The organism is Ruminococcus sp. AF17-22AC (assembly GCF_003460065.1).
Lineage (GTDB): Bacteria > Bacillota > Clostridia > Lachnospirales > Lachnospiraceae > Blautia_A.
This window is the reverse complement of sequence record NZ_QRXT01000011.1, coordinates 45,876-58,424: the sequence shown is the minus strand read 5'-3', so window position 1 is coordinate 58,424 and position 12,549 is coordinate 45,876. Positions and strand designations below refer to the sequence as shown.

General features: G+C 37.7%; 14 protein-coding genes. 11 read left to right on the top strand and 3 right to left on the bottom strand.

Features of this window, described 5'->3' with window-relative positions; all coding sequences use genetic code 11:
• Positions 1 to 542 precede the first annotated feature (542 nt).
• The 3 genes from DWW86_RS13790 to DWW86_RS17435 all read right to left on the bottom strand — a co-directional run bounded on the left by DWW86_RS13790 (position 543) and on the right by DWW86_RS17435 (position 2,434).
• Positions 543 to 1,268 (bottom strand): LytR/AlgR family response regulator transcription factor, encoded by a 726-nt coding sequence (locus tag DWW86_RS13790; RefSeq protein ID WP_117943710.1) that lies wholly within the window; start codon positions 1,266 to 1,268, stop codon positions 543 to 545.
• Between the two features lie 163 nt (positions 1,269 to 1,431).
• On the bottom strand, positions 1,432 to 2,139 hold the full coding sequence (locus DWW86_RS17600; RefSeq protein ID WP_353652721.1) for a PD-(D/E)XK nuclease family transposase: 708 nt from the start codon (positions 2,137 to 2,139) through the stop codon (positions 1,432 to 1,434).
• Between the two features lies 1 nt (position 2,140).
• Positions 2,141 to 2,434, bottom strand: coding sequence for a hypothetical protein (locus DWW86_RS17435; RefSeq protein ID WP_286187734.1), 294 nt, complete (start codon positions 2,432 to 2,434; stop codon positions 2,141 to 2,143).
• Positions 2,435 to 2,828: 394 nt separating this feature from the next.
• On the opposite strand from DWW86_RS17435, the gene DWW86_RS13780 reads away from it, so the two are divergent.
• The 11 genes from DWW86_RS13780 (at position 2,829) to DWW86_RS13730 (ending at position 12,533) form a co-directional block, all read left to right on the top strand.
• Positions 2,829 to 3,500: a fibronectin type III domain-containing protein gene (locus DWW86_RS13780; protein ID WP_147338116.1), complete on the top strand. Its 672-nt coding sequence runs from the start codon at positions 2,829 to 2,831 to the stop codon at positions 3,498 to 3,500.
• A gap of 49 nt (positions 3,501 to 3,549) precedes the next feature.
• The gene (locus DWW86_RS13775; protein ID WP_117943708.1) at positions 3,550 to 4,917 is read left to right on the top strand and encodes a zinc ribbon domain-containing protein; all 1,368 of its coding nucleotides are present in this window, start codon (positions 3,550 to 3,552) and stop codon (positions 4,915 to 4,917) included.
• On the top strand, positions 4,893 to 5,270 hold the full coding sequence (locus DWW86_RS13770) for a zinc ribbon domain-containing protein (protein WP_147338115.1): 378 nt from the start codon (positions 4,893 to 4,895) through the stop codon (positions 5,268 to 5,270). The genes DWW86_RS13775 and DWW86_RS13770 overlap by 25 nt, the downstream gene beginning before the upstream one ends.
• A gap of 16 nt (positions 5,271 to 5,286) precedes the next feature.
• Positions 5,287 to 6,912, top strand: a complete 1,626-nt coding sequence (locus tag DWW86_RS13765; protein WP_117943706.1) for a WG repeat-containing protein — start codon at positions 5,287 to 5,289, stop codon at positions 6,910 to 6,912.
• Positions 6,913 to 7,044: 132 nt separating this feature from the next.
• A complete protein-coding gene (locus DWW86_RS13760) occupies positions 7,045 to 7,488 on the top strand; it encodes a hypothetical protein (protein WP_117943705.1) in 444 nt (147 codons plus the stop codon).
• A 3-nt stretch (positions 7,489 to 7,491) separates the two neighbouring features.
• Positions 7,492 to 8,076 (top strand): hypothetical protein, encoded by a 585-nt coding sequence (locus DWW86_RS13755; RefSeq protein ID WP_117943704.1) that lies wholly within the window; start codon positions 7,492 to 7,494, stop codon positions 8,074 to 8,076.
• 3 nt (positions 8,077 to 8,079) lie between these two features.
• Positions 8,080 to 8,400, top strand: coding sequence for a hypothetical protein (locus tag DWW86_RS13750; protein WP_117943703.1), 321 nt, complete (start codon positions 8,080 to 8,082; stop codon positions 8,398 to 8,400).
• A 309-nt stretch (positions 8,401 to 8,709) separates the two neighbouring features.
• Positions 8,710 to 9,723 carry a hypothetical protein gene (locus tag DWW86_RS13745; RefSeq protein WP_117943702.1) on the top strand — a complete coding sequence of 338 codons (1,014 nt, stop codon included), beginning with the start codon at positions 8,710 to 8,712 and terminating at the stop codon, positions 9,721 to 9,723.
• A gap of 174 nt (positions 9,724 to 9,897) precedes the next feature.
• Entirely contained in the window at positions 9,898 to 10,698 is an 801-nt protein-coding gene (locus DWW86_RS13740; protein ID WP_117943701.1) for an MBL fold metallo-hydrolase, read from the top strand.
• An 87-nt stretch (positions 10,699 to 10,785) separates the two neighbouring features.
• Positions 10,786 to 11,911 (top strand): peptide chain release factor 2 gene (gene prfB / locus DWW86_RS13735; RefSeq protein WP_117943700.1). Its coding sequence is split into 2 segments (ribosomal slippage): positions 10,786 to 10,860 and positions 10,862 to 11,911, totalling 1,125 coding nucleotides; the frame shifts between segments, so codons are not numbered across the junction.
• A gap of 169 nt (positions 11,912 to 12,080) precedes the next feature.
• A complete protein-coding gene (locus DWW86_RS13730) occupies positions 12,081 to 12,533 on the top strand; it encodes an ACT domain-containing protein (RefSeq protein ID WP_072522159.1) in 453 nt (150 codons plus the stop codon).
• Positions 12,534 to 12,549: the final 16 nt, after the last annotated feature.

The following is a 12,549-nucleotide window of genomic DNA, read 5'->3' as shown; positions in this document are numbered from 1 at the left end:
TGTTGTAATCAGGGGATGAATAATCGGCAGAGTAATGAGCAGTAACAAAGAGAATTTTAAATAATTAATACACTTCTTTAAGAGCGAGAAAATATTTTTATAAAACAAATAGCCAAAAGAAAAAATCATTATTTGTATCATCAGCTTTTCGTGGAAACTGCAAAGTGAATATATATTTGAGGCGGTGTATGCAGGCTGGTGAAAGAAATGGTTGTAAATCTGTATGTAAATATTTATGGACAGGATTTCGGTCAATATGGCGGTGAGAAGAAAGATAAAATAGGACAGAAGTTTTTGTTTTACCGGTCCTCTGAACAGGAAAAATACATTAAGAAAGATAAATAACTGCGACAGAGTCGTTGCCTCGGAGGCATGCTCATACAACTTGATAAATTGAAGCGCCCACAGAATAAAGAAGGATGCTAAAACGTGAATATAAATTTTGAATTTGTCCGTGCAGGAAAAAAGCTGCATAAAACAATATACAGGAATAACGGAATAATATACCGCAGTGAGCATTGTAAATGCCAGATTCTTTAACATCACAGATCCTCATTTTGACTTTTTAGTAGCAGCAGCGCAAAGGCATCTTTGGTTGACTGGTAACAGTTACGGCTTACAGGAAGGCGCGTGCCGTCAGAAATCTCAATACCGGCATGACTTAAAGTATGTATGGCATTTATATTGACCGCGAAGCTTTTGTGACAGATGCAGAAATCAGGCCGTAGTTGTTCGATAAGATCCTGAATTTTGTCGCGACAATAGTAAATCTGAGATTTTGTATGTATTTCGGTATTTCGCAGTTTGCGTTCCATATACAGTATATCGGAACGGGGAATGCGGTAATCCCGGGAAAGATAACTGAAACAAAAATACTGCCGGTGAAGCTCGGACAACTTGCGACAGGCAGCCGAGAGCGCCCTGGGAAGATACTCTTCCATCTGCTGTTTGCTGACAAAATAAACGTGGTTTGTCTCATAAACAGCAGAAGCGTACTGAAGATACTGACTGATAAAAATAATCTGGGTTCCTGAATTGGAAAGATTGATCTTTTCGGCAAGATGAATACCGGACATATCTCCGGAATCAAGCTCAATGTCCATCAGAACGATCTGGTAAGGACATTTTTGATCAGTGATCCGGGCAAGAAAATCATCCGAGGAAGTATAAATATCAACGTCGTATGCTGCCTGAAGACAGGAACAGGTCAGGTCGTGGATTTGTTTGCAGTGAATAGAATTGTCTTCGCATATGGCAATTTTTAACATATAAGCACCTCTGATTAAGTAATAGAAGTATTATAGCACGGTTTCAGCCCATTTTGTAGAAAATCAAAGAAAAAACTCCATCATATATGAAAGAGGTTTCGTATACGATGCAGTGTATTGGTTTATCCGTGTTAGTGTGAATCACATGGACAATCAGAATTTCTTATAAATCTTTTTCCTGAAGTAGTTTAAGTTGCTCTTTCAGTGTAGTGATATCAGCAGAAAATTTTTGGAGCTGCTGATCTTTTTCTGCAATCTGGGCTTTCTGTTCATTAATAGTTTCCTGCATTTGGTCTACCATGTATTTTACAGTGTTTCGGTCAAGAATTTTTAAATCCTCTGAAAATATTCCCATAAGCTCCTCCACATTCCGGCATATATTGTATACATGCTCATATATGGCTTTGAATTCTGGGTAGACTGTGATAAGGTCAATAATCTGTTCTGGTTCGTCTATACTCAGAAATGCAAGCCAGGCGTCCAATTTGTTCTTGATACCTTTATTTTGTACATTCTCACGGAAAATGTCAAGTGGAATAAAGATATAATTTTGCAGAAGATCTATATTGAGACCGGTGTCAGATTTCTGATGGAATGTATGTACATATTTATTGGGAAATTCAGCAAATATTCCGGGACTTGTGTCCATTAAAATAATCGTATAAACATCTTTCACATCTTTATATGTGAATGTTTCTTTTTTCTGACTTCGGGCTGTTTTGTATTGACGTAGCAAAAGATCAGAGGAATAACAGGCACTTCGTTCACCTGGAAATGCATAACTGATTTTTTGGACTTCCACATTGCAATAAGTACCATCTTCAAAACAGACTACAATATCCATGATAAGAAGTGACTGTTCATCTGCTATTCTACTGGAAACTCCCGGTAGAATTTCTACAATTTTTACCTACTCTTTGCAGCAGGACACTTAAGAAATCTTCCAGCCGTTCCGGTACAGTTTCGGGATTCATAATTTCTTTAAAAAAGGAATCATATAACATTTTTACACCGCAAGCTCCTGAGCAGAAATCCAGAAACTCCTGTTGTTGGTGTTCTTTCAGACTATAGAATTTTTCCGTGAGTTTTACATTCGAATCAATCTCTTTTAAGATATCGTGTTTGTTTCGGATCATAGGGAAGTATTGTTGAAGTTTAGTTGGCATAGACATTTTCCTTTCATGTAGTGTAAGTTGGAGAATTTTGTTTCAGAAATGAAACTTGTAAGAATGCCCTGATAGGCATAGAAATTTAAGTAATGAAAATATAGCACATATTGTACTTGAAAAGCAAGAAAAATCGTTCGTCTAGTTTTTGCATATTGCGACATATTAAGGATTATTGCAGCGCGAGCATTTTCTTTTTTTAACGGGGAATTTGGGATTACCTGCTAATTATGTACGCAAGTGTGTCTGTTTATGCCGAGGGTGAAAAATAAGGGGCAAGGTGTGGTAAATTAAAGAAAAAACACTATACAAGGGGGAAAAACAGATGAAGAAGATCAAACGTTGGGTAGCAGTGATTATGGTGTGTCTGCTGACATTGACAGGGGCAGAGGCAGTGCATGCACAGACATACAGTTGGATGCAGACTGCAAAAAAGGTACGGATTAATACCGTGGTTAAAGGAGTGGCAAAAAATAATCAGACACCTACCTTAATGGATCCATGGGATAGTTATGAAGAGTTTTATTATATCAATATTCCGACCAAAATGAATATATCAATCACTGTATCTGTAAAAGGAACACAGACACTTGAAGTTATGCTGTATAACAATCAGGGAAATTACCTGAGGCAAAGCGGCCCATGGACATACAATAGAAGCAGAAATCAAAGCAGTTCAACATTACAGAGATCTTGTGGAGCAGGGGAATATTATATTCGTCTGACTCATGTTTTTAATTATAATTCGGAGAGATATCCGTATTCCATGAAGGTTCAGGGAAAATTTACCAATTCTGTGAAAATAAATCAAGTCAGAAAAGTTTCTTCTACAAAAGCTAAAATAACATGGAAAAGCGCTGGAAAGGTTACAGGATATGAGATTTTTAGAAAGAATTCAGGCGGAGCTTATAAAAAAATCGCGACCGTAAGCGGGAAAAAACTTTCGTATATAAATCAACGATTAAAGCGCAGAAAGACTTATTACTACATAATTTGTGCATATAGAGTTGTTGATGGTGTAAAGGTATACTACAAAAATTCAGTAGCTAAAAAAATTAGAATGTAGGATGCTAAATTATATCGTTGAAATTTTACAGAACGAAGGAGAAAATCAGATGGCGGGAGTAAAAAAGTGTCCTAAATGCGGAAATATGATATCAGAGGGTGGTTCATTTTGTCCGTTTTGTGGCAATAGCATAAATGATAAGGTGATTATTCAGGGGAAAAACCCAGAACCATATAATGAACAGGATGAAATTCAGAGAAAATACAGAAATGATATAAACAGTAAAGTTCAAAAGAAAAAGGAACTGGAAAACAAAAAAGAAAGCCTGTTAAAAAGGAAAGAAAGTCTGGAACTGAAAATTGATAATTACAGTAAGATCATGCAAAAAAAGATTCCATACTGCGAGAAAAACAGGACGGCACCGGATATTCCGGTCATAAAAGTTGAAACTGCAAAAGTCGACATAAAGTGGTACATTGCGGCGGTCATCGCGGTGTTGGAAATAATTTCTGGAATAATGCCATGGGCAACAATATATTATGGAGATATTATTCAGGGAGAAACGATAAGTTGTGCAAAAGTTTTTGACTTATTAAATAATATGTCGAGATATAGCGAATGGTCTGATCATGTATCTGAAGTATTTGGACCATTAGTGTTCATAAGTTTACTCGGATTTATAATGATTTTTTTTAATGGATTTTTTATTGTCAGAATTTTACAGGGAAAATCGGCAGAAGAGATTGGAACACTCGCGGGAATCAGCGGAATTGTAGTATCAGTAGCAGTATTTCTTGAAAAATGGTCACTTAACAGCAGTATGGAAGAGGAATGGAGTTGGATGTCTGTTAATACAGAGGCAGGTGTCTGGCTGATGCTGTTTGCGGGAATTGCCCTGATTGCGGTAATTGTTTTTTACAAAAATGAAACAGAAACACAAACAGGAAGTAAAGCAAACTTTAATTTGGAAGTGCTGAATTATGATCCGGCACTTCCACTTCGACTGAAAACACTTGGAATCACCAGAGAAAATGACGAATTAGTTCTGAAGTTGACATATGCGGAATTTGAATGGACGTATATAGAGGAAATCATAGCAGATGTGCAATTGGTAAAGGCAGATGGCAGCATAAAAACACTTGCAAGGAATGCGGTGTTTGAGAAAAAAGGACAGGACTATGCAAGAGTGCAGTTTAAGGATATCGGATATGACCTGGAAGGAGCCGTAAGTGCAAGGGTCAATATTCTGGCTTATGACATCTATAAAAACCAGAAGAAATATCAGGAGAAAGGCAGCGGATTTTCTGCATACAGTGATTATTCGGCAGATGAGTTAAGAAGCGCAAGATTTGCAAATACAGATGTTGTGATGTGCAGAGAGAGAAATATCGGAGAATATCATCAGTGTTGTTGTGGACAGGTATATTCAAATAAAATCAGCATATGTCCGTTATGTGGAAAAACAAGGAAGGGCTAAATGAGATGGATGACAGAGAATACAGAAAAGAAAGAGACAAGATCGTAGAGGACATACATGCTCTGGAAGTTGAAATTAACAAATTGAATGATGTGTGTGACAGGTTGTGGGATGTCAAGGAAAAAGCACGAGATAATCTGGAAATGTTTCGGTCAGTAAGTGAGCCGGTGAATATCGGTAAAAATTCTGCTGAGATGATAAGTACACCTCAGAAAAAGGCAGTTCCTGATAATGAAGAGAAAATTGTGGATATGCAGCCGAAAAAGACACAGGTGAATCAATTCTGCCCATACTGCGGTGCTTCAGTAAACGGACAGAAGTTCTGTGGGCAGTGTGGAAAACGAGTAAACTGAAAATGGAGATGTATGTATGAAAAAATGTCCGAACTGTGGAAAAGAAAATATAGATGAAGCAAAATTTTGTACATGGTGCAGATATGGATTTCCAGTGACAGTGGAAAATAAGACAAATAATAAAGGAAAAAAGATAGCACTGGGTATACTTGTAATTGCTATTTGTGCGTGTTTAGGTGGTGTATATATGCTGCTTGAAAACGGAAAAAATGAGAATTCCCAAAAGCAGAAAATTGCACAGAATAGCGAAAGTGTACAGCAGGATAAAAGTTCACAGGAAGATGAAAGTGCAGAGACGGATGAGGCTGCGGAAAGCATTTCAGGAGAATATCTGGCGCCTTTTATGAACAGCGATTCGAAGTGGGGATATATAAATCAGGATGGAGAGGTAGTTATAGAATGCAAATATGATTCAGCGAGTGGATTTGATAAAGATGGATATGCGGTGGTGGGAATGGAAACGGATTCGGATGCAAGCGAATATTATACGATTTACGGATTGATTAATTCGAAAGGAGAAGAAATTATTTCGCCGGATTATAGTTATATAAACGATTCAATTGCTAATACCTGTGATAATTATGGCTATCGAACTATTTCGAGACTTCCTTATCCGTTTTATTATGAAGAAGAATATTGGGGAGTCATAGACAATAATGGGAATATTATGATATCGCCAGAATATAGCAGGATAAGTAATATAGGAGATTCTGGGTATTATATTGCCAGTGATGCAGAAACAGGTATGTATGGAATTATAGATGAGGATTATGAATGGGTTTGTGAGCCGGAGTATTCATGGATAATAAATACATGGGAAAAATCAACAGAAAATGTAGCGAAAGTAGATGGAGAGTATGCATTAATTGCAAAGTATGATTTTCAGGAGGGGCATGGTGCTAAAATTATAAATGAGTATGGAGATACTATTGTGCCGATGGACTATTATGATATAGAGTGGGTAGTAGGAAATAATCGTATAATTGTTGAAAATGATGAAGGATATTATGGTGCGATAGATATGCATGGTGAGGTACAGATACCTTGTCAATATGATGAAATAGGGAGTTTCTCTTATGGAGATGAAACATATGCGATAAGAGAAGGAGAGGTTTTTCTGGTAGATATTTATGGAAATGAAAGATTTCTTACGAATGCAGATTCCTGTTATCAATTGGATTCAAATCTTTATGAGATAAGTAGCGATGAAAAAAGTAATATTATTAATTCAAGTGGAGAATATCTTCTTCCAGAAAATTATGAAGGAATTATGATAAATGAAAGTTGTATTGCAGGTAATACGGAGGGTGAAGGAAAGGGAATATTGCTATCAAGATCAGGCGAGGTGTTGAGTAGGGAATATGATCAGTATATGCTTTTTTCAATGATTCCAGAGATTACAGTTTATAATGAGGAGAATTGTGGAGTGATTGATTCATATGGAAATGTAATTGTACCGTGTGAATATGATGCTTGCTATGTATGTAAAGATAGTCCGTATATTACTGCTAATAAACAGGAAGAAGAATATGGAGATTATACGGAATGTACCCTGTTTGATATCAATGGTAATGTAATAAAAGAGTTTGATGCCGGAATTTATAATGTAGGCGCATTCCAGAAAGTATCTGATGCGGCATAAGAGGTGAAAATTCAAATGAATGAAGGAGAATGACTTGAGAAGAAAAAAGTATTAGAGCTAAAGATTGATAACTATAAAAGATTGTATAATCATCAAATTGCAGGATGTTATGAAAATAGTGATGTATCTGATATGAGGACTGTAACAAGAGAAAAAAAGAATCCATTGTATGTTATGTTGATGCTTGCCGTTTTAGAGCTTGTTGCAGGTTTCGTTCCATGGGCAACAATCTGGTATGGGGAGATTATTTCCGGAGAATCAGTGAGTTGCATCAGTATTCCACAACTGATGCAGGATATGTCCTATTATCAGTCATGGGCAGACGATATTTTTGAAATTCAGGGTTCCATGTTGTTTTTTGCAGTATTAATTTTAAGCGTTGTAATTCTTGATGCGTGGCTGCTGAAAGAAGTTATTTGTAAAAATGAAAAAGGCACAGTTTTATGGGGGAAAATTGTCGGAGGAAGCGGAATTAGTGTAGCAGGGCTGTTTGGGGTATGTGTTGAAATGCTCAAGGGAGATTTCAGCAATGAAGAATGGCGAATAGTATCTTTACGGAGGGATTCCGGAGGATGATTCATGCTCATTGTAAGTATTGGATTGCTGGTAGCAGCATTTTGGTGTGAAAAGATTGTACAGGAAAACAGAAAGAAGCAGATTTATGAAATAGAAGTGCTAAATTATGATCCTGTATTACCAGTAAGAATACATGAGTTAAGAATACAGCAGGGTGATTATTTGAAATTCAATTTGATTTGCAGACAATTTGACTGGAAAATCATAGATACACTTGTGGCAGACATTCAATTAATTACGGAATATGGAGATATAGTAACCCTTTCTAGAAATATGGCCTTTACGAGACTTAAAAATGACCAGTATAGTGCAAAATTATCAGAGGTAAATTATAATTTTGAAAATATACAAAGTGCCAAAATTAATATAAAATCCTATTCAATTGAAAATGAAATGGAAGCAGGAAGCGGATATTCAGTAGACAGTGACTATTCATTATTAGAAATTAAAAAACTGAGAGCCATGGAACCTCGGGCTGTTGTCTGTAAAGAAAAGAATTTTATAGCAGGACATTGTTGTAGTTGCGGACAGATTTATTCAAATGAGTTATATATTTGTCCTCTTTGCGGTAAGAAAAAGGGGGAGTAAATTATGGCGGAAGATTTTAGAAGAGATCAGACCATTGAAGCACTGGAAGCAGAATGTAAAAAGCTTTGGGATGAGAAAGAGATGTGGAGAGAAAATGTAAAAAGTGGTTTAATAGTAGAACCTGCTCGGCGTCGAAATGAAGAACAGTCAGTGGTATATGAACAAAAGAATGAATATAGTAAACCTGTATCGATGATAAAAAATAATGAAACCGTACCTGAAAAACAGGACAGGGAAATGAAAGCGAACAGATACTGTCCAAAGTGTGGGGCATTTGTAAATGGATCAACTTATTGTGGACAATGTGGAACAAAAGTTAACTGATTTTCCTTTATAGTAGTCAGAAAAGCTCCATCATATATGAAAGAGATTTCGTATACGATGGAGTGTATGTATTTATAAAATAAGATCTGCGTGTATAGGCAGAATTTGTCGAACGTTTTTTCTTGCTTCGCACATGTAGGAGTGCTAAAATAATCACATCATTTATTTATCTTTTGATCTGGCGTTTCAGCCGAAAATCTCAAATCAATGCAAAAAGGATATGTAAAGATTGAATTTTTATAGTGAAGTTCGTATAATTAAAATAAGAACAAAAAGTTCTTGTAATGCATATCCGGAAAGAGAGGTGTGATGGCAAAAAAGGATATTCCTTCAATTAATTACTTTAAAGATAAAATTCGGATGGCCGATTTGCTGAATGTGTATCTGTATGGTGGAAACAAAATTATAAGTCCGCAGGATGTTACAGAGCTGAATCCGATACTGGCAAAATCATGGTGGAACGATAAGGAATTGAAGACAAATGTAAATATTACAGATGTTCTTTTTGAAGTTAAGATTCCAGTTGGAAAAGAAAACGATGTAAAGAATGCTGATAACGATATACAGAAGATACCAATTATCATATCCATTCAGAATCAGTCAGATATCAGTTATGTGATGCCGGTGCGCGTGATCAATGCAGATGCAAACGGCTATTATTTACAATGGAAAGACATTGAGCGAAAACACAAAAGAGAAAAACAGACATGGGCAGATCACGGAGAATTTTTATCAAAATTTAAAGAATCTGACAGGCTGAAACCAATCCTTACTATCGTTATCTATTTTGGAAAAGATGACTGGAATGGAGCCAAAAGCCTGAAAGAGATTACAAATCTGAAAGTCTGCCCGTTACATATACAAAAGCAAATGCAGGATTATTCTATCAATCTGATAGAAGTACGGAATTTTTCTGATGTTGAAAAATTTACTACTGACCTCAGAGAAGTTTTCGGATTTCTGCAAAATGATGGGAACAAACAACAATTAGAGAAATATGTAGAGAAGCACAGAGAAGGACTGCTCAGTCTTGAAGAAGATGCATATGATCTGATATGTGTGATGTCCGATATGAAAAAACTACAGGAACTTAAATCAGAATTAAGACAGGAGGGAGGCTGTAATATGTGTAAAGGTCTTGAAGAAATAATAGAAGATGAAACACGGCAACGGGAAACTTTAGTAAATATCTTGTATGAACATTTATATAATGATGAGCGAATGGGAGATATGAAGCGTGCATTTACAGATAAGGATTATCGCAGACAACTGATGAAAGAGTACGGATTGCAAGTAGAACCATATAGATTTTGCAAACAGTAATTTTTAATGCATTTTTAGAAGGGAGCAGCGCTGGCTGTTCCTTTTTTTTCTATATTATGATATCATAATGGAGGCTTTTTTTACATAAAGTCATGACAATTTCATGAAATGCAAAAGCATAATAAACACAAAAGCAACAAACAGAACAACACAACAAACACAGGAGGAATTTCCATGAATATAACAATGCTCGGAACGGGAAATGCAATGGTGACGGAATGCTACAACACCTGCTTTGTACTGCAGGATGGGGAGAAACACCTGCTGGTCGACGGCGGAGGTGGAAACACTCTGCTTCGTCAGTTAAAACAGGCTGGTTTCGACTGGAAGGACATGCGGGAGATTTTTGTGACACACAAGCATGTCGACCATCTGATGGGAATTATCTGGATGATCCGCATGATCTGCCAGAATATGAAACAGGGACAGTATGAGGGGGAAGCCTGGATCTATGGACACGATGAAGTGATCAGCCTGCTGAAAGAAATGGCAGAGAAGCTTTATCCAAAGAAACAGACAGACTTTATCGGTGACAGACTTCATATGGTAGTGGTAAATGACGGCGAAGAGCGTACTCTCATGGGACATAAGGTGACATTTTTTGACATTCAGTCCACAAAGGTCAAACAATATGGATTCTGTATGGATATGGGAAATGGCGAGAAACTTACCTGTTGCGGTGACGAACCATACAATGAATGTGAGAAAAAATATGCCGAAAACAGCAAATGGCTGCTTCACGAAGCTTTTTGCCTGTATGATCAGGCAGATGAATTTCACCCATATGAAAAACATCATTCCACAGCAAAGGATGCCAGTGAACTTGCAGAACTGCTTGGCGTAAAAAATCTGATCCTTTATCATACCGAGGATAAAAATATTGCATGTCGTAAACAATTATATACAGAAGAAGGACGGAAGTATTTCCGCGGCAATCTGTATGTGCCGGAAGACCTCGAAAAGATTGAATTATAATGGATTTTATGTTATTGTATTTCTGGTAACTGTTCAGCAGAAAGCACTGCACAGTTACTATGATTATTATAGAAAGAAGGTGAAGCTGTGGTTGAATTAGATCAGTTCAAGAGCATTCTTGCAACATACACAGAACCATTAGTGGAAGTGAGGGATTCACTTTGACCTCGCTAACAAAGAGCAGCGGGTTGAAGAATTAGAGCGTGAGATGGAAGCGCCTGATTTCTGGGATGACGCAGAAGTTTCCCAGAAAAAAATGAAAGAACTCAAAAGCATGAAAGACGACATGGAGATTTATCACAGTCTGGAGAGCCAGATGGAAGATATGGAAACCATGATCGAGATGGGCTATGAGGAAAATGATCCGGAGATCATTCCGGAGATTCAGGAGATGCTGGATGAATTTGAGAAAAACTTTGACAGCATCCGTGTTAAGACATTATTATCCGGAGAATACGACAGTGAAAATGCAATTATCAAGCTGAATGCAGGAGCAGGCGGCACAGAGGCCTGTGACTGGTGCGGCATGCTTTACCGTATGTACAGCCGTTGGGTAGACCGTAAGGGATTTACCATGGAAGTACTGGATTATCTGGATGGTGATGAAGCCGGTATTAAGTCCGTTACTTTCCAGGTAAACGGTGAAAATGCCTACGGCTATCTGAAATCCGAAAAGGGTGTACATCGTCTCGTACGTATTTCACCGTTTAATGCAGCCGGTAAGCGTCAGACCTCATTTGTATCCTGCGACGTTATGCCGGATATCAAGAAAGATCTGGATGTAGAGATTAATGATGACGATATTCGCATTGATACTTATCGAAGCAGTGGTGCCGGTGGTCAGCATATCAACAAGACTTCATCTGCAATCCGTATTACGCATTTCCCGACAGGAATCGTAGTACAGTGCCAGAATGAACGTTCACAGCATATGAACAAAGACAAAGCTATGCAGATGCTGAAAGCAAAGCTGTTCCTTCTGAAACAGCAGGAAGCAGAAGCCAAACTTTCCGGTATCCGTGGTGAAGTGACAGATATCGGATGGGGTAATCAGATCAGATCCTATGTAATGCAGCCTTACACGATGGTGAAGGATCACAGAACAGGTGAAGAAACCGGTAATGTAGATGCTGTTATGGACGGAGAAATCGATCCGTTTATTAATGCATATCTGAAATGGATCGCACTGTCAAAGAAACCGGCTGAACAGTAACATAATTCAGCCTTGGAGCCTGTCAGGATTCATAAAAGCCATTGCAGAAGCGGGCATAATATGGTAAGATATCCCTCGTAGGAGAACACGTGTCTCTTATAAACGGACATATCTCCGCGAGGGTATATACTGTAAAGAATGTGGATTCAACAGGAGCAGGAAATCAGACATGGAAAAAATAACACAGAAGAAAAAGTATTTTGTAGTCAGGGAGCGGGCAGTTCCGGAGGTATTGCTGAAAGTTGTACAGGCAAAGAAATTACTGGATTCCGAGAAGGTAAGTACGGTACAGGAAGCAGCAGAGCAGACCGGGATCAGTCGAAGCTCCTTTTATAAATATAAGGATGATATTTTTCCTTTCCATGAAGAAACGAGAGGAAAGACGATAACCTTTATCATTCAGATGGATGATGAGCCGGGAATTTTGTCTGTAGTACTTCAGACCATAGCGCATTTCCATGGAAATATTCTTACGATTCACCAGAGTATTCCGATCAATGGAATCGCGACTCTTACGCTCAGTGTGGACATTCTGCCGGGCGAGGGTGACGCGGAAGCCATGATAGAAGAAATCGAGAGTCAGGAAGGAATCCATTATCTGAAGATACTCGGTAGAGAATAGATAAAATTTATGAACT

Coding starts and splice junctions, on each gene's coding strand:
- DWW86_RS13750 (WP_117943703.1), top strand. CDS start 8,080: ATGGCGGAAGATTTTAGAAGAGATCAGACCATTGAAGCACTGGAAGCA.
- DWW86_RS13765 (WP_117943706.1), top strand. CDS start 5,287: ATGAAAAAATGTCCGAACTGTGGAAAAGAAAATATAGATGAAGCAAAA.
- DWW86_RS13755 (WP_117943704.1), top strand. CDS start 7,492: ATGCTCATTGTAAGTATTGGATTGCTGGTAGCAGCATTTTGGTGTGAA.
- DWW86_RS13745 (WP_117943702.1), top strand. CDS start 8,710: ATGGCAAAAAAGGATATTCCTTCAATTAATTACTTTAAAGATAAAATT.
- DWW86_RS13730 (WP_072522159.1), top strand. CDS start 12,081: ATGGAAAAAATAACACAGAAGAAAAAGTATTTTGTAGTCAGGGAGCGG.
- DWW86_RS13790 (WP_117943710.1), bottom strand. CDS start 1,268: ATGTTAAAAATTGCCATATGCGAAGACAATTCTATTCACTGCAAACAA.
- DWW86_RS13760 (WP_117943705.1), top strand. CDS start 7,045: ATGAGGACTGTAACAAGAGAAAAAAAGAATCCATTGTATGTTATGTTG.
- DWW86_RS17435 (WP_286187734.1), bottom strand. CDS start 2,434: ATGCCAACTAAACTTCAACAATACTTCCCTATGATCCGAAACAAACAC.
- DWW86_RS13775 (WP_117943708.1), top strand. CDS start 3,550: ATGGCGGGAGTAAAAAAGTGTCCTAAATGCGGAAATATGATATCAGAG.
- DWW86_RS13770 (WP_147338115.1), top strand. CDS start 4,893: ATGTGGAAAAACAAGGAAGGGCTAAATGAGATGGATGACAGAGAATAC.
- DWW86_RS13740 (WP_117943701.1), top strand. CDS start 9,898: ATGAATATAACAATGCTCGGAACGGGAAATGCAATGGTGACGGAATGC.